Below are 15630 nucleotides of genomic sequence, written 5' to 3'. Positions count from 1 at the left end.
ATTCAGGCTTTATGGTGTGGTGGGGGCCCCGAAGTGTGGCGGACATGTCGCGGTAAAGGCGGAGAGAGAGGGGTGAGTCGGACACTGACGGCGCAGGGACTGTTGAGTCCGGCACACCGCATCCGGTCGACCGTCTCTCGCCGGTTGCCCGGCCGTCTGTCCTCCGCTGCCCCCGGTCGCCGGTCGCCGGTCAGCCGGGAGGGGCGCGGGCCTGCGAGGGAGCCGTCAGCGCCGGGACAGGATCCGGCGGGCGGCGCGGGAGAGCCGCGCCGCCGGGCGCCGCGACCTCGGCGCCGGGCCCGAACGCTCCCGCCGCCACTCCCGCAGCTCCCGCCGGGCCTCCGCGTCCTGCGGCCGCCCGGCGTCGAGCAGGAAGGCGGCGAACTCCATCGCGTCCCGCCGGTAGCCTCCGGCCATCGGGTGCCCGTGCGCGTATTCGAGGAAGGCGGACCGGTACCCCTCTCCGAGGATCACGGGCAGCTCCGGCGCCACCTTCGCCACCACGCCGGCCCGCTTCGACGCGAGCGCCCGCGCCTGCACGCCCAGCCGCACCCGGTCGAACCCCTCCGGCACGGGCGTCCCGGCGACGAGCGCCGACAGCAGCGCGGTCTGCGCGAGAGAGACCCGCTGCCGCGCACTTCCGAGGGCGCCGGCCTCCTGCGCGGCGCCGTCCGGGCCCGCCGGCCGGGGTGCTGTGGGGGCGCCCGGCCGGATCGCGGCCGTGGTGCGGCCCGCGTGCACCGCCTGCCGGATCGCCTCCAACTCCCGCTCCAGCTCGACCGGTTCTGGGAAGTTCTCGTCGCGTTCCAGCAGGACCCCGGGCGGCGACACGCGCGAGGCGAGGTCGGTCAGGATGCCGAGGACGGGCCGCGGGACCGGGTGGGCGTGGCTGTCGTGCCAGACGCCGTCCCGCTCGAAGCCGCCCGCGACATGCACGTAGGCGATGGCCTCCAGGGGCAGTCCGGCGAGCGCCTTGGCCGGGTCCTCTCCCCGGTTGACGTGGTTGGTGTGCAGGTTGGCCACGTCGATCAGCAGCCGGACGCCCGTACGATCCGCCAGCTCGTAGAGGAACTGACCTTCCGTCATCTCCTCGGCGGGCCACGCCAGCAGGGCGGCGATGTTCTCCACCGCGAGCGGCACCGGCAGCGCCTCCTGTGCGATGCGCACGTTCTCGCAGAGCACGTCGAGGGCGTCCCGCGTGCGCGGCACCGGGAGCAGGTGTCCCGCCTCAAGGCGCGGGGAGGCGGTCAGCGGGCCGCCCCCTCGTACGAACGCGATGTGCTCCGTGACCAGCGGCGACCCCAGTGCCTGCGCCCGCTCGGCGAGGGCGGTCAGCCGGCCCTCGTCGGGCCGTTCGGCGCCGCCGAGGCCGAGCCCGACGCCGTGCGGCACCACGGTCACCCCGCGGGCCCGCAGCCGCAGCAGCGACTCGGGGAGATGCCCCGGGCACACGTTCTCGGCCACGACCTCGACCCAGTCGACGCCCGGCATGTCCTCCACGGCGTCCGCGATCTCCGGCCGCCAGCCGATGCCCGTCCCCAGTCGCTCCATCGTCCCCTCCTCCGGGCCCCCGCCCGCCTCCCCGTGCCCGGCACCCCGTGCCGTCCCCTTCCGCCCCAGTGGCGGGACCGGTACCGGTGTGACGGGGGTATGGCCCCGCGGCGCGCCGCCGAACCTCACGGCCCCGTCTTCAGAGCAACATTTGAGGTTCGGGCGGCGACGGGACGGTGGGGGACGGGGTGGGAGGCGACAGGGCGGTGGGCGACGGACCGAGGGGCGAGAGCGCTACCGCAGCGCCGGATGGTCGGCGACCACCGTGCAGGACCCGGGAGCGATCTCGGTGAAGCCCGCGTCGCGCACCACCGGCAGCCCGCTCCCGGTCAGCCGGCGCCAGCGGTCCGGCCCGGCGGTGCGCACGGCGAGCGGGAACCCGGCGTCCCGCCAGGCCTCGCGCTCCCCGTCCGTCAGCTCCCACCAGGCGAGCTGGGCGCCGTGCCCGGCCTGGGCCATCGCCTTGCCCGCGGACATCTCCACCGCCGGGCTCAGCCACAGCACGGGCGTGCCCGGGTCGGCCGGGGCGGGCGGTTCGGGATCGTCGAGATCGGTTCCGGAGACCTGGAGCTTGGCCAGTTCCCTGGGCCAGCCGTCCAGGGGGACCGGCGGGAAGACCCGTACCTCCGCGGACTTGCCGGTGACCGTGATCCCGGGCAGCGCCTCGGCCCGCCGCCACTCGGCACCCCGCGCCCGCCGGACCACCTTCCGGATCCGGGCGTCCTGCCACTCCCGAACGGCCCGCGCCCACTCCCCGTCGCCGAGCGACCGCTCGTCGGAGAGCATCACCAGGACCGCCCGGGCCGCGGCCTCCAGCGCGTCGGTACGGGCCGGCGGAGCGGCCCGCTCGATCCGCACCACCAGCGGCAGCACGAACTGCGGCGCCCGGTCGCGGACCCCGGGCTCGGACCGGAACGGGCTCTCCTGGACGGGGATGTCGTTGTTCACGCCCACCAGTGTGCCAACCCCCCGCCGCGCTCACCGGCGGGCAGGTGGGGCGCCTTCGGTGCGGGGCCGGTGGTCAGCGGCGGGTGGACTCGCCGATCAGCTCGGACACCTTCACGAAGCGGTACCCCCTCCTGCGGAGCTCCGGCACCACGGCGCGCACCACGCGCTCGGTGGTCGGGGCCGCGCTGCGCGTGCAGTGCATGACGACGACCGATCCCGGCCGTACCCCGTCGAGCACCTGCCGTTCCACCGCGTCCGCGTCCGTCGCGAAGGCGTCGCCGCTGATCACGTCCCACTGCACTGCGGTCACCCCGAGCCCGCTGAGCGCCCGCAGCGCCCGCTGGTCGTAGCAGCCGCCGGGGAAACGGAAGTAGGGCATCGGGTGCGGCACGCCCGCCTTGCGGAACTCCTCGTACGCGCGCTCCACGTCCGGCCGCATCCGGTCGGCGGAGACCCTCGGCAGGCCGTAGCAGTCGCCGGTGAACGCGTAGTGGCTGTAGGAGTGGTTGGCGAGTTCGAAGAGCGGGTCCCGGCCGATGGAGCGGGCCTCCTCCGGGTACTCCTCGGCCCACCTGCCGGTCATGAACACGGTGGCCGGCACCTTCAGCGAGCGCAGGGTGGCGATGAGTGCCGGGTTGTCGAAGTGCTCGCCCGCCGCCGCGCGCGGCCCCTGGTCGGCGGTCATGTCGGCGTCGAAGGTGAACGCGACCGTCTTGCCCCCGGTCCGCGGGCCGTGGCTGAAGACCGGGGTGAGGCCGCCGGGGCCGGGGGCGAGGGAGGGCGGCCGGGAGGGCGCCACGGCGGAGGGGGAGGCGGGGGACTTCGAGGGGGCGGGCCGCTCGGGGCGGGGGGCGTGGGTGGTGCCGCAGGCGGCGAGGGCGGTGCCCAGGAGACAGACGGCGGTCGCCCGTCGTACAAGTCGTACACGTAGTACAAGGCGTACAGGTCTTACCAGTCTGACGAATGGGGTCACCGGACGTACGTTAGGACCGCCTCCAGTCATATGAACGGCGGCGCGACCGTGCGGTCACCCGCCCGGCCGCCGCCCGGCGGATCCGGAGCGCGCCCCCGATTTACCGGTGGAATTCCGAGAAGCTTTTCGCCTCAACTTCTTTCGGGCGGTAACAATTCAACACGCTATTAAATGGCGCATGTGATTTGCCATCGCACGGCCCGCGGGCGAGACTTGGAGAAACATGACGTAGAGTCATCCGTGGTCCGACTCTGCGCCGCCCCGACGAGCAGAACAAAGGGGCTGAGCCGGTGGAAAAGCAGCTGCAGATCCTCCTTTCCGAGGAGGGCGCCGAAGCGGAGCGCGTGGAGACGCTGACCGGTTATCTCCGCGCGGAACTGCTCCAGACCGACGTGGACGACGTGGCACCCCTTCCCGGGGGCGAGGCGCCGCCCGGCGCCCGCGCGGTGGACGTCACCCAGATCGGCGCCCTGCTGGTGAGCCTCGGCGGCTCCGTCACCGCGCTCAACCAGGTCGTGGACGTGGTGCGCGACTGGTGGGGCCGGTGCCGCGACAGCCGCCCCTCGTTGCGCCTGACCATGGACGACGACGTGCTGGAGATCTCCGAGGCGACGCCGGAACAGGTGACGGAGGCGTTCGACCTGTTCGTCCGCCGCCACTCCGCCGTGGGGACATAGCCATGGGCGCATCGCGGCGCGCGCTGATCGTCGCCAACGACAGCTACCAGGACCCCGGGCTCAGCAGGCTGAGGGCGCCGGCCCAGGACGCCGTCGCGCTCGCCGACGTGCTGCACGATCCGCAGATCGGCGACTTCGCGGTGGACGTCGTGAAAAACGAACCGGCCCATGTCATAGAGCGGCGCGTAGAGGCTTTCTTCTCCGACGGCCGACCGGGCGACACGCTCCTGCTGCATTTCTCCTGCCACGGTCTCAAGAGCGAATCCGGCGAACTGTACTTCGCGGCCGGCGACACCGATCCGCGGCTTCTCGGCTCCACCGCGGTCGCCGCCCAGTTCGTCCGCCACTGCATGTTCCGCACCCGGGCCCACACGACCGTGCTGTTCCTCGACTGCTGCTACGGCGGCGCCTTTTCCCGGAGCGCGTCCGCGGTGCGCGCCGCGCACGACGTGAACGTCCTGGAGTCCTTCGCGGGTGCCAGGCTCGGCGGCGGACGGGGCTGGGCCGTCATCACCGCGTCCAACTCCATGGAGTACGCCTTCGAGGGCAGCGAACTCGCCGAGAACACCGGCCCGCGGCCCTCGGTGTTCACCCACGCCGTGGTGCAGGGCCTGGAGAGCGGCGAGGCCGACCGCGACGGCGACGGCTGGGTCTCCCTCAACGAGCTCTACGACTACGTCTACGACCACGTCCGGGAGCAGAACCCGAACCAGACCCCGAGCTGCACCTCCGAACTCCAGGGCGACATGCGTGTGGCGCAGAGCCGGCGCCGCTGCCGCTGCACGATCGACCCCACCCCCATTCCGGCCGCCCTGCGCACCGCCATGCGCAGCAAGGTGATGTACACCCGCCTCGGCGCGGTGGCGGAGCTGAACCTCCGCATGGAGAACGACGACCTCTCCATCGCGGAAGGAGCGCGGCGGGCCTTGGCGGACGTGGCGCAGAACGACATCCAGTCGGTCGCGGACGTGGCGAGCCGGGCCCTGCGCGAGGTCGCCGTCCGGCCGTCCCCGGCGCGCCTGGAATTCGGCCGGGTGCCCCAGGACGCGCCCGCCCCGACGCTGTCCGTGCGCCTCCAGGGTCCGCCCCTGGCCCGCTGCTGCGAGCCGCAGGCGCCGGGCGACTGGCTGCGGATCGAGGAGTCCGCCGAGGGTCTGGAGGTCCGGGTCGACACCTCGACGCCGGGGCACCGGAGCGGCGACATCGTGCTCAAGGGTGTCGCCGGGGACGCCAGGCTGCACACGGAGGTCGAGATCGCCCCGGCCCCCGAACGGCCCACGCCGGAGCGGTCGGCCCCTGGACCCGCGGTCCCCGGACGCACGGCTCCCGAGCACGCGGCTCCCGAGCACGCGGCTCCCGAGCACGCGGCTCCCGAGCACGCGGCTCCCGAGCCCACGGCTCCCGAGCCCACGGCTCCCGAGCCCACGGCCCCCGAGCACGCGGCTCCCGAGCCCACGGCTCCCGAGCCCACGGCTCCCGAGCCCACGGCTCCCGAGCCCACGGCCCCCGAGCCCACGGCTCCCGAGCACGCGGCTTCCGGACGGGACGGCGAGGAGCCGTCACCCGGGCGGGACGACGGCGCTGCCGGCGGCCCGTCCCACCACCGGCCGGTCGCGGCGCGGATCACCTCGCCCCAGGCGCCGTCGCGACCGACACCGACCGCGGCGGCCCCGGTGTCCCCGCCCCGCCACGAGACGCCCGGCGCCGAATCCACCGGTCGAGCGGGCCGTCCCTCCGGACCGCCCGACCACGGGAGCCGGCCGCGCCCGCGACCGGCCGCGCCGGATTCCCGGGACACCGTCCTGGCCTCCCGCACCCCCGGACTCGCCGCGAAACGCCCGCCGTCCAAGGCGTCCGCCCCGGAGCGGCCGTCTCCGGCACCGCCCCCGCCCCCGCCGGGGACGGCACCGGCGGCCACCGACGGGACCCCGCCCCGGAGCCCGACGAGCCGCTCGGCCCGGCGCGCGCCCGCACTCGCCGCCGCGGCCCTGGTGCTCGCCCTGACGTCCGTGACGACCCTCGTCGTGGCAGCCGTCACCGCGGTGCCGGCGGTGGTGAACTGGACCCACGCCCACGGAAGCCACCTCGTCGACCACGTCCGCGGCACCCCGCTGCTGCCGTCGCTGACCACCGCGCTGCTCACGGGGCTGGCGGCGCTGATCTGCGGCGCCGTCGGGGCGTACGACGTCGCCGCCCGCCCCGGCCGGTACTCCATGGCGTCGACCAGCGCGACCAAGAGCCTGGCGTGGACGGCCAAACTGCTGGCCATACCGGCCCTCGCCCTCGGGATCCTCCTGGGCATCGCGTACCTGGTCGTCCACGCCGCCCTCGACTGACCCGGCCGGCCTGCCGGGTGACCGTCCGGCGCGCACATGGCACCCGGCCGGGCGGCGTGCCCCTGCGGAACGGTACGGAGCCGGCGGGGTCAGCGGCCGTAGCGCCCGGTCAGCGATCCGACGGCCAGCGCATGGCCGTTCACGGCCCGGCGTATGTCGTCGGCCGTGGCGTCGGTGGCGAGGCCGAGCCGCCGGTCGGTGGCGTACACCGTGAAGACGTAGCGGTGCGGCTTGCCCACGGGCGGGCAGGGGCCGCTGTAACCGGCCTTCGTGAAGCTGTTGCGGCCCTGCGTGGCTCCCGGTGGCGTCCGGCCGGCGGGCACCACCGTGGTGTGCGGGTCGATGTCCCACATCAGCCAGTGCGTGAAGGGACCGCGCGCCGCGTCGGGGTCCTCGAGCAGCAGGACCAGGCCGGTCGTGTGCGCGGGGACACCGGTGAAGGTCAGCGGCGGGGAGACGTCCTCGCCGTCGCACGTGTAGGGGCGGGGGATGGTGCCGCCGTCACCGAACGCCGGGCTCGCCACGGCGATCCGCCGCTCGGCCGTGGGCGTGGGCACGCCCGAGCCGCCTTTGTCGTCCCCGCACGACGAGACGAGCCCCAGGGCCGCCACCGCGGCGAAGACCACGAGCCTGCTGCGCATGCCGGGCACGCTAGCGCCGCCGCGACGGCCCCGCCAGCCACACCGGCACCGGGAGGGGCCGCGCCGACGTCCCGGCCGGCCCCTCCCGTCGGCTTCCCGCCCGGCCTACGGCGTGCTCGTCGGCGCCGGCCGGACGTCCCGCGGGAGCGGGGCGGACGGCGTCGGCTGGGTCGGGGCGAGGGACGGTTCGATGCCCGGGGGCCCCGCAGCCGTACGGAGGGTGCCGCCGTCGGCCGTGGCGTCCTGACCGGCCGTTTGCGCCTGGTCCTGTTCCGGCTGCTGGGCGCGCTCCAGGAAGCGCAGCAGCTCGACCGGGAAGGGCAGGACGAGCGTGGAGTTCTTCTCGGCGGCCACCGCCACGATCGTCTGCAGCAGCCGCAGCTGGAGCGCGGAGGGCGTCTTCGCCATCTGCTGGGCCGCCTCCGCCAGCTTCTTCGAGGCCTGGAGCTCGGCGTCCGCGTTGATGATCCGGGCCCGGCGCTCCCGGTCGGCCTCCGCCTGCCGGGCCATGGACCGCTTCATCGTGTCCGGCAGGGACACGTCCTTGATCTCGACCCGGTCGATCTGCACGCCCCACCCGACGGCCGGGCTGTCGATCATCAGCTCCAGGCCCTGGTTGAGCTTCTCCCGGTTGGACAGCAGGTCGTCGAGGTCGCTCTTGCCGATGATCGAACGCAGGGACGTCTGGGCCATCTGCGAGACCGCGAACTTGTAGTCCTCGACCCGGATGAGCGCGTTCGGCGCGTCGACCACCTTGAAGTAGACGACGGCGTCCACGCGCACGGTCACGTTGTCCCGGGTGATGCCCTCCTGGGCGGGGATCGGGAGCGTGACGATCTGCATGTTGACCTTGTAGAGCCGGTCCACGAACGGGATGATCAACGCGAGGCCGGGCTTGCGCGCGTCCCCGGTCAGCCGGCCGAGCCGGAACACCACCCCACGCTCGTACTGCTTGACGATCCGTACGCCTGCCGCGAGGTACACGAGGCCCGCGACCCCGGCGGTGATCAGTATGGCCACCAATTCCTGAAGCATGACGACGACCTCTCGTCAGCCGCTCCGGCGCTTTTTGCGCCTTTTCCAAACGATATGCCCGGGATGAGACCGCGGTCGAGGCCAGGCCACGACCGCGGTCCGGCGCGCGGGACGGTCACGGCGCCGGGGCCTCCGCCGGGGCCGCGGCCCGCGGAGCCGTGACCTTCACCGGATCGGTGCCGGCCGCGCTGTGCCGCTCGGCCCAGCTCTCCAGCGCCGTACGGCAGGCGTGGTCCAGATGGTGCAGTCCGGACAGGTCCAGCTCCACGGGGCGGTCCTGGGGGAGCGCCTCCAGGCTGTCGAGGATCTTCGGCAGCCGCAGGAAGGTCGCGTTGCCCGCCAGACGCGCCCGCACCGGACCGGCCCCCTTGTCGACGACCTCCAGCTTCACGTGCGACGCCTCCCAGGCGGTCTTGGCGACCGACAGGGCCAGACCGATCAGCACCCCCTCGAACATGTTCACGGCGACGATGGACACGGCCGTCACCACCAGGATCAGCGCCTCGCCCCGGTACCCGCGCCACAGCGACACCAGCTGGCGGAGCGGGATCAGCTTCCAGCCCGCGTGCACGAGGACAGCGGCGAGGGCGGGCAGGGGTATGAGCGCCAGGGCCGCGGGGAGCAGGGCCGCGAACAGCAGCAGCCAGACGCCGTGCAGGACCCGGGATGCCTTGGTGCGGGCCCCGGCCTGGACGTTGGCGGAGCTGCGCACGATCACGGCGGTCATCGGCAGTGCGCCGAGCAGCCCGCACACCGCGTTGCCCGCTCCCTGGGCCATCAGCTCCGTGTCGTACCGGGTGCGCGGGCCGCTGTGCAGCCGGTCCACGGCCGCCGCGCTGAACAGGCTCTCCGCCGAGGCGATGAGCGCGAAGGCGAGGATCGTGCCGAAGATCGCCGGACGGGCCAGCTCGCCGAAGGCCTCGGCGCCGGGCGGCTGGACCGTGCCGAACAGGCCCCGCACCTCGACCGTGGCCACCGGCAGCCCGAGGGCAAGGGAGACGACCGTGGCCAGCAGTACGGCGGTGAGTGCGCCCGGTACCGCGCGGACCCGCCGGGGCATCCGCCGCCACAGCACCAGCACGGCGACGGTGCCGGCGCCGACCGCGAGCGAGACGAGCGCCTCGGTGCTGCGCAGGGCGTCGACGGCGGCCCCCGGCAGCCCCGCGATCTTGGCGAGTCCGGACGCCGGGGCCTTCAGCCCTGCCGCCGCGTACAGCTGGCCCGCGATGATCACCAGTCCGATGCCGGCCAGCATCCCCTCGACCACCGAGAGCGAGATGGCCCGGAACCAGCGCCCCCACCTCAGCGCGCCCATGACCAGCTGGAGCACGCCGGCGGCCAGTACGACGACCCCGAGCGCGGGCAGCCCGAACTGGCGGACCGCCTCGAAGACGAGCACGGTCAGACCGGCGGCCGGCCCGGACACCTGCAGGCTGCTGCCGGGCAGCAGTCCGGTGACGATGCCGCCCACGATGCCGGTGACCAGGCCCAGTTCGGCCGGGACGCCGGAGGCGACGGCCACGCCGACGCACAGCGGCAGCGCGACCAGGAACACGACGAGCGAGGCGGCGAAGTCCTGCCGCAGATGCGGGAACCTGTTGGTCATGGCGCCGCTCACAGGGCCGTGAAGGTGTCGGTCTGCGGGCGGTGCGCCAGTACGGCGCCGGTGTGCACCTCGTAGTACCAGGCGTGCAGGGTCAGCCGGCCGCTGTCCAGCTTCTCGGCGACGCAGGGGTACGCGCGCAGCCGCAGCAGCTGGGTCAGGACGTGGCTCTGCACGCCCTCGGCGACGGCCGGGTCCTCGGCCGAGCCCTCCGGCCGGGGTGTGGCGTTGGCCAGCCAGTCCCGTACGGCGGGTACGGCGTCCAGGTCGTCGCCGCGGACGAGGGCGCCGACGGCGCCGCAGTGCGAGTGGCCGCAGACGACGACGTCCCGCACGCCCAGCACTTCCACGGCGTACTCGATGGTCGCCGCCTCGCCGGTGGGGTGCCCTGAGGTGTGCGGCGGCACGATGTTGCCGGCGGTGCGCAGCTCGAAGAGCTCGCCGGGGCGGGCCCCGGTGATCAGGGCCGGGACGACCCGGGAGTCGGAGCAGGTGATGAACAGGACTTGCGGGGACTGGCCTTCGGCGAGCCCGGCGAACTCCTCAGGGCGCTGTCCGAACGTACGGGCGTTGTCGATGAGGGGTTGCATGTGTGGTGACTCCTCCTGGCGCGCCGTGGGGGCGCGTCCGGTCTGCACGACGGGTGGGGGGAGACTGCGCTGCTGCTCGGCAGGACTGCCCGGTGCGCGGCAGGACTGCTCGCTGCTCGGCAGGGTGAGAGGTGCTCGGCGGAGCCGCTCGGCGGTGCTTCTCGGCCGAGGTGCTCGACCGAGGTGAGAGCGGAGGTGGGAGCGGAGGTGCTCGGCTGAGGTGAGAGGTGAGGTGTCGCTCAACAAGGCGTGCCGCTCGGCACGGTGCGCTGCTTCGCGGGTCGGGCCGCGAGGCGGGGCGCGGTGCCCGGCAGCGTGTGGTGCTGTCCGGCGGGATCGGCCGCGCTCGTCAGCAGCGGAAGACCTGGAGTGCCGCCGGGGTGCGGTCGGCCGGGGGTCTGGACCTGCGGGAGTGGGCGGCGCCGGGTCCGGCCCCCTCGTGGGCGGCCGCCGGGACGTCCCTCAGCGCGGGGCGCTCGGGCGTCTCGGGAGCGGAGTCGGCGACGCGCTGGCGGTCGCGGGTGCGCAGGGGGCCGGTCGGGTTTCCGGCGGGGCCGCAGTCACGGGGCGTCGCCCTCTCGTGGTGCGCCGCCGCGCCGGAGGGTGTGATTCCGGTCGGAGTCTTGGCCTCAGGATGACGGATGGTATGCGCGGATGCGAAGGACGGGGTCGCCGCGAAGACGGGAAGGGCGAGCAGGGCGGCGGTGAGGAGGGCGAACGCGGTCCGGGCTGTTCTACCTCGGAACATGCGCCTCCCTCCGCTCGTTTCCCATCTCTGGTTCCGACCAATGGTTGGTCAACTACTGGTCAAGAGACACGGTAGCCGTGCAAAGTTGTTTGCAGGGTCAACTCCGCGTGGCGCGGCAAAGAGAGCCTCAAAAGTGAGGGTGTGTTGGCGCGAACCGGCTCTTGATCAGTGCGAGCCGCTCGGGTATTGGGTCCGTCGGTGACGGTCAGTCGCCGTCGACGAGCCCCTTGGCGTCCCGGGCGAGCGCGGTGAGCCGGGATATCGCGCGGAAGTACTTCTTGCGGTAACCGCCGTTCAGCATCTCCTCGCTGAACAGCCGGTCGAAGGGCAGACCGGAGGCCAGCACGGGCACCTCGCGGTCGTAGAGCCGGTCGGCGAGCACGACGAGACGCAGCGCCGTCGACTGGTCCGGCACCGGCCGCACGTCGGTCAGGCACACGGCCCGCAACCCGTCGGTCAGGGCGCCGTACCGGCTGGGGTGGACCTTGGCCAGGTGCTCCAGCAGGTGCGGGAAGTCGTCGAGCGAGGCCCCCTCGGTGGCGTACGCCGTCCTCGTCACCTGCTCCTCGGAGTAGGGAGCCGGTGCGTCGGGCAGACCGCGGTGGCGGTAGTCCTCGCCGTCGATGCGCAGCGTGCGGAAGCGGGCGGACAGGCCCTGGATCTCGCGCAGGAAGTCGGCGGCCGCGAACCGGCCCTCGCCGAGCTTGCCGGGCAGGGTGTTGGAGGTGGCGGCGAGCGCGACGCCCGCGTCGACGAGCTTGCCGAGCAGGGTGGACACCAGCACCGTGTCGCCCGGGTCGTCCAGTTCGAACTCGTCGATGCAGAGCAGCCGGTGGCCGGAGAGGGTCTGGACCGTCTTCTGGAAACCGAGGGCGCCGACCAGGTTGGTCAGCTCCACGAAGGTGCCGAAGGCCTTGAGCTCGGGCTCGGCCCGGGCGGCGTGCCACAGGGAGGCCAGCAGGTGGGTCTTGCCGACGCCGTAGCCGCCGTCCAGGTAGACCCCGCGGGGGCCGGCCGGGGCCTTCGCGGTCTTGGCCCGGCCCCGGCCGAGACCGAAGAGGCCGCGCTTGCCGGAGCCGCTGGCGTGCGCTCCGCCGAGCCCGGCCGCGAAGTCCTCCAGAACGCCCACGGCCTCGGTCTGGCTCGGCTGCTTCGGGTCCGGGATGTACGTGGCGAAGCGCACCGCGTCGAAGCGCGGCGGCGGCACCATCTCGGCGACCAGGCGGTCGGCCGGGACGTGGGGCTCGCGGGCGCACAGGGACTGCGGGGCCGCGTCGGCTGTCGGACGGAGGCGGCCGGAGGCGGCGGTGGAGGAGGACACGGTTCCCCATGCTAAGCCGCGTGGAACACTGCACGTCATGCGACGCCTGTTCCCTGTGACCGACGAAACAGCAGCCCAGGCCCCGGAAGAGGCCCGCGGTGCCGGTGGTGCGCCCGTGCCCGGCGTCCCGGCGGACCGGGAGTGGAGCCTCGCCGAGCTGGCCGCCGCCTACGCCTACCCGGAGCCCGGCCCCGGGGGACGGCGGCCCTGGCTGCGGGCCAACATGGTGTCCACGCTCGACGGCGCCGCCCAGCACGAGGGCCGTTCGCAGCCCATCTCCAGCGCCGCCGACATGCGGATCTTCGGCACGCTGCGGGCGCTGGCGGACGTGGTCGTGGTGGGCGCGGAGACGGTACGCCAGGAGGGGTACCGCCCGGCCCGCGCGCGCGAGGAGTTCGCGGCGACGCGGGCGGCAGCCGGGCAGGGCCCGGCGCCGGCGATCGCGGTCGTCACCGCGAGCCTGGAGCTGGACTTCTCCCTGCCGCTGTTCACCTCGCCGCTGGTGCCGACGCTGGTCCTGACGGGGGCCGCGGCGCCCGCCGACCGGGTCGCGGCGGCCGAGAAGGCGGGCGCGAAGGTGGTGGCCGCCGGGGAGGGCACGGGCGTCGATCCGGCGCGGGCGGTCGCCGAGCTGGCCGGACTGGGCCACACCCGCCTGCTGACCGAGGGCGGCCCGCGCCTGCTGGGCCAGATGGTGGCGGCCGGGGTCCTCGACGAGCTGTGCCTGACCGTCTCCCCGATGCTGACCGCGGGCGACGCCCAGCGGATCGCGGGCGGCCCCCCGGTTCCGGTCCCGCGCCGCTTCACCCTGGCCTCCCTGCTGGAGCAGGACGGCTTCCTCTTCACCCGCTACCTCCGCCCCTGACCACCGTCCGGAGCCGGCGACCCGGGCGCGCGGTCCGGCCACTGCCGGGCGGCGGCCCGTCCGATGCGCGCGCGAACCGTGCGCGCGGGGCTTCGGGGCGGGGCTCGGGGCGGGCCGCGACGGACCCGGCGGACTGCCACGGAACCGGCGGCGCGTCCGCGGTGGCCGGCGGGCCCCGGTGGGGCGGCTGTGGGGCCCCCTTCGCGGGTGCCGGTGGTCCCGGAGTCGGGCGCCGCTGGTCCCGGGATTGGCGGAATGGATCGTTCCGCTTTGTTGCGGCTGGGCACACTAAATCCGGCAGTACCCGTGCGATCACGGGGCAGGATGGTTTCCGCAGGGGCCGCGACGGCCCACGGGGAGAGAGGGTCCGCGGGCCCTCGAAGGAGAAGAGGCGCCTGGTGTTCACAAGCGTACTGATGATCGAGAAGGCCCTGACGTCCGCCGACGTGGAGTTCGTCACCACCCTTCACGGGGAGGAGCCGGTCGCCTTCCACGTGCTGCTCCAGCCGCGCGGCGACCAGGCGGACCGCCTGCTGCGGGCCATCGACGACATCGCGCTCGGCGAACTCGACGAGGCGGCGCGCGAGCGTGAGGTCCCGGAGGGCGAGGAGGCCAAGAGCGCCGGTCAGCAGGCCCTGGAGGTGTCCCTGAAGGCCCTGCGCGCGGCCGGCAGCGAGGCCGAGGGCCGGCTGGTCGAGGACCACCCCCTGGACGCCCTGAAGGGCCTGGTCGGCGAGACCGGGGCCGACGAGGTGATCGTCCTGACCGACCCGCACTACGTGGAGGAGTTCTTCCACCGCGACTGGGCCTCACGGGCTCGCCACAAGGTGGGAGTGCCGGTGCTGAAACTGTTCTCGCACAGCAAGGCATAGTCTTGGTCGCGCCCTCCGCCGGAGGGCGCGACCGTCGTCGTACCGCTCGTCGTACCACCTGGGGAGAAACGCGCATGGCACCCGGCCTTCCTACCGCCATGGACCGACCGCACTTCATCGGCATCGGCGGCGCCGGAATGTCGGGCATCGCGAAGATCCTCGCCCAGCGCGGGGCGAAGGTGACGGGCAGCGACGCCAAGGAGTCGGCGACGGCCGAGGCGCTGCGGGCGCTCGGGGCGCGAGTGCACATCGGGCACGCCCGCGAGCACCTCGCCGACGACGCCAGCTGCGTGGTCGTCTCCTCGGCGATCCGCGAGGACAACCCGGAGCTGGCCCGCGCCGCCGAGCTGGGCATCCCGGTGGTCCACCGGTCCGACGCGCTCGCCGCGCTGATGACGGGCCTGCGCCCGATCGCGGTGGCCGGCACCCACGGCAAGACCACCACCACCTCCATGCTGGCGGTCTCGCTCAGCGAGCTGGGCCTGCGGCCGTCGTACGCCATCGGCGGCGACCTCGACGCCCCCGGTTCCAACGCGCTGCACGGCGAGGGCGAGATCTTCGTCGCCGAGGCCGACGAATCGGACCGCAGCTTCCACAAGTACGCCCCCGAGGTCGCCATCGTCCTCAACGTCGAGCTCGACCACCACGCGAACTACGCCTCGATGGACGAGATCTACGAGTCGTTCGAGACCTTCGCCGGAAGGATCGTGCCCGGCGGCACGCTGGTGATCACCTCCGACCACGAGGGCGCGCGCGAACTCACCCGGCGGCTGGCCGGTGCGGTGCGCACGGTGACGTACGGCGAGGCGCCGGACGCCGACGTGCGGATCCTGTCCGTCGTGCCGCAGGGCCTGAAGAGCGAGGTCACCGTCCTGCTGGACGGCGCCGAGCTCACGTTCACCGTCTCCGTCCCGGGCCGCCACTACGCGCACAACGCCGTCGCCGCGCTCGCCGCGGGCGCCGCCCTCGGCGTCCCTGCCGCGGATCTGGCTCCGGCGCTGGCCGCGTACACCGGGGTCAAGCGGCGCCTCCAGCTCAAGGGCGAGGCGGCCGGCGTCCAGGTGATCGACTCCTACGCCCACCACCCCACCGAGATGACGGCCGACCTGGAGGCGATGCGGGCGGCGGTCGGCGACGCCCGCATCCACGTGGTCTTCCAGCCGCACCTGTTCTCCCGCACCCAGGAGCTCGGCAAGGAGATGGGCGAGGCACTGGCCCTCGCGGACGCCTCCGTCGTCCTCGACATCTACCCGGCCCGCGAGGACCCGATCCCCGGTGTCACCAGTGAGCTGATCATCGCAGCCGCCCGGGCCGCGGACGCCGACGTGACGGCGGTGCACGACAAGGCCGAGGTGCCGGACGTGATCGCGGGAATGGCCAAGCCCGGCGATCTCGTTCTCACCATGGGGGCGGGCGACGTCACCGACCTCGGGCCGCGCATCCTTGACCGTCTGTCGAAGTGAGGGGCTG

14 protein-coding genes are annotated in these 15630 nt (G+C 73.9%); 5 read left to right on the top strand and 9 right to left on the bottom strand.

All coding sequences use genetic code 11. The annotated features are described in order from the left end of the window. Positions 1–225: 225 nt before the first annotated feature. From ACF1A5_RS23325 to ACF1A5_RS23315, 3 genes are all read right to left on the bottom strand, one after another. Entirely contained in the window at positions 226–1551 is a 1326-nt protein-coding gene (locus tag ACF1A5_RS23325) for a DUF692 domain-containing protein (protein WP_392194790.1), read from the bottom strand. Between the two features lie 234 nt (positions 1552–1785). Continuing rightward, the gene (locus ACF1A5_RS23320; protein ID WP_392194789.1) at positions 1786–2499 is read right to left on the bottom strand and encodes a peptidyl-tRNA hydrolase; all 714 of its coding nucleotides are present in this window, start codon (positions 2497–2499) and stop codon (positions 1786–1788) included. 73 nt (positions 2500–2572) lie between these two features. After that, entirely contained in the window at positions 2573–3454 is an 882-nt protein-coding gene (locus tag ACF1A5_RS23315) for a polysaccharide deacetylase family protein (RefSeq protein ID WP_392194891.1), read from the bottom strand. A gap of 308 nt (positions 3455–3762) precedes the next feature. On the opposite strand from ACF1A5_RS23315, the gene ACF1A5_RS23310 reads away from it, so the two are divergent. Both ACF1A5_RS23310 and ACF1A5_RS23305 read left to right on the top strand, forming a co-directional pair. Beyond that, a complete protein-coding gene (locus tag ACF1A5_RS23310; RefSeq protein WP_392194788.1) occupies positions 3763–4149 on the top strand; it encodes a hypothetical protein in 387 nt (128 codons plus the stop codon). Between the two features lie 2 nt (positions 4150–4151). Continuing rightward, positions 4152–6485 (top strand): caspase family protein, encoded by a 2334-nt coding sequence (locus ACF1A5_RS23305; protein WP_392194787.1) that lies wholly within the window; start codon positions 4152–4154, stop codon positions 6483–6485. Positions 6486–6574: 89 nt separating this feature from the next. On the opposite strand, the gene ACF1A5_RS23300 is transcribed toward ACF1A5_RS23305, so the two are convergent. The 6 genes from ACF1A5_RS23300 to zapE form a co-directional block, all read right to left on the bottom strand. Beyond that, positions 6575–7126: a YbhB/YbcL family Raf kinase inhibitor-like protein gene (locus tag ACF1A5_RS23300; protein ID WP_392194786.1), complete on the bottom strand. Its 552-nt coding sequence runs from the start codon at positions 7124–7126 to the stop codon at positions 6575–6577. Between the two features lie 105 nt (positions 7127–7231). Then, on the bottom strand, positions 7232–8161 hold the full coding sequence (locus ACF1A5_RS23295; RefSeq protein WP_392194785.1) for a slipin family protein: 930 nt from the start codon (positions 8159–8161) through the stop codon (positions 7232–7234). 115 nt (positions 8162–8276) lie between these two features. Further along, a complete protein-coding gene (locus ACF1A5_RS23290) occupies positions 8277–9767 on the bottom strand; it encodes a SulP family inorganic anion transporter (RefSeq protein ID WP_392194784.1) in 1491 nt (496 codons plus the stop codon). Between the two features lie 8 nt (positions 9768–9775). Beyond that, complete coding sequence (locus ACF1A5_RS23285) at positions 9776–10354, bottom strand: carbonic anhydrase (RefSeq protein WP_392194783.1); 579 nt, start codon at positions 10352–10354, stop codon at positions 9776–9778. 349 nt (positions 10355–10703) lie between these two features. Then, complete coding sequence (locus ACF1A5_RS23280) at positions 10704–11102, bottom strand: hypothetical protein (protein ID WP_392194782.1); 399 nt, start codon at positions 11100–11102, stop codon at positions 10704–10706. A 205-nt stretch (positions 11103–11307) separates the two neighbouring features. Beyond that, entirely contained in the window at positions 11308–12423 is a 1116-nt protein-coding gene (gene zapE / locus ACF1A5_RS23275; protein WP_392194781.1) for a cell division protein ZapE, read from the bottom strand. 37 nt (positions 12424–12460) lie between these two features. Here zapE and ACF1A5_RS23270 point away from each other — a divergent pair, with 37 nt between their 5' ends. The 3 genes from ACF1A5_RS23270 (at position 12461) to murC (ending at position 15623) form a co-directional block, all read left to right on the top strand. Beyond that, a complete protein-coding gene (locus ACF1A5_RS23270) occupies positions 12461–13288 on the top strand; it encodes a pyrimidine reductase family protein (protein ID WP_392194780.1) in 828 nt (275 codons plus the stop codon). Between the two features lie 398 nt (positions 13289–13686). Beyond that, on the top strand, positions 13687–14160 hold the full coding sequence (locus ACF1A5_RS23265; RefSeq protein WP_392194779.1) for an indole-3-glycerol phosphate synthase: 474 nt from the start codon (positions 13687–13689) through the stop codon (positions 14158–14160). Between the two features lie 74 nt (positions 14161–14234). Beyond that, a complete protein-coding gene (gene murC, locus ACF1A5_RS23260; RefSeq protein WP_392194778.1) occupies positions 14235–15623 on the top strand; it encodes a UDP-N-acetylmuramate--L-alanine ligase in 1389 nt (462 codons plus the stop codon). The last annotated feature ends 7 nt before the right edge of the window (positions 15624–15630 follow it).

It is taken from the genome of Streptomyces sp. NPDC014864, from assembly GCF_043081525.1.
Lineage (GTDB): Bacteria > Actinomycetota > Actinomycetes > Streptomycetales > Streptomycetaceae > Streptomyces.
This window is presented reverse-complemented; position numbering and strand designations above follow the sequence as displayed.

Excerpts from the sequence above, each read along its gene's own strand:
- ACF1A5_RS23305 (WP_392194787.1), top strand. The coding sequence starts at position 4,152 with ATGGGCGCATCGCGGCGCGCGCTGATCGTCGCCAACGACAGCTACCAG.
- ACF1A5_RS23280 (WP_392194782.1), bottom strand. The coding sequence starts at position 11,102 with ATGTTCCGAGGTAGAACAGCCCGGACCGCGTTCGCCCTCCTCACCGCC.
- ACF1A5_RS23285 (WP_392194783.1), bottom strand. The coding sequence starts at position 10,354 with ATGCAACCCCTCATCGACAACGCCCGTACGTTCGGACAGCGCCCTGAG.
- ACF1A5_RS23300 (WP_392194786.1), bottom strand. The coding sequence starts at position 7,126 with ATGCGCAGCAGGCTCGTGGTCTTCGCCGCGGTGGCGGCCCTGGGGCTC.
- ACF1A5_RS23295 (WP_392194785.1), bottom strand. The coding sequence starts at position 8,161 with ATGCTTCAGGAATTGGTGGCCATACTGATCACCGCCGGGGTCGCGGGC.
- ACF1A5_RS23270 (WP_392194780.1), top strand. The coding sequence starts at position 12,461 with ATGCGACGCCTGTTCCCTGTGACCGACGAAACAGCAGCCCAGGCCCCG.
- ACF1A5_RS23290 (WP_392194784.1), bottom strand. The coding sequence starts at position 9,767 with ATGACCAACAGGTTCCCGCATCTGCGGCAGGACTTCGCCGCCTCGCTC.
- ACF1A5_RS23325 (WP_392194790.1), bottom strand. The coding sequence starts at position 1,551 with ATGGAGCGACTGGGGACGGGCATCGGCTGGCGGCCGGAGATCGCGGAC.
- murC (WP_392194778.1), top strand. The coding sequence starts at position 14,235 with ATGGCACCCGGCCTTCCTACCGCCATGGACCGACCGCACTTCATCGGC.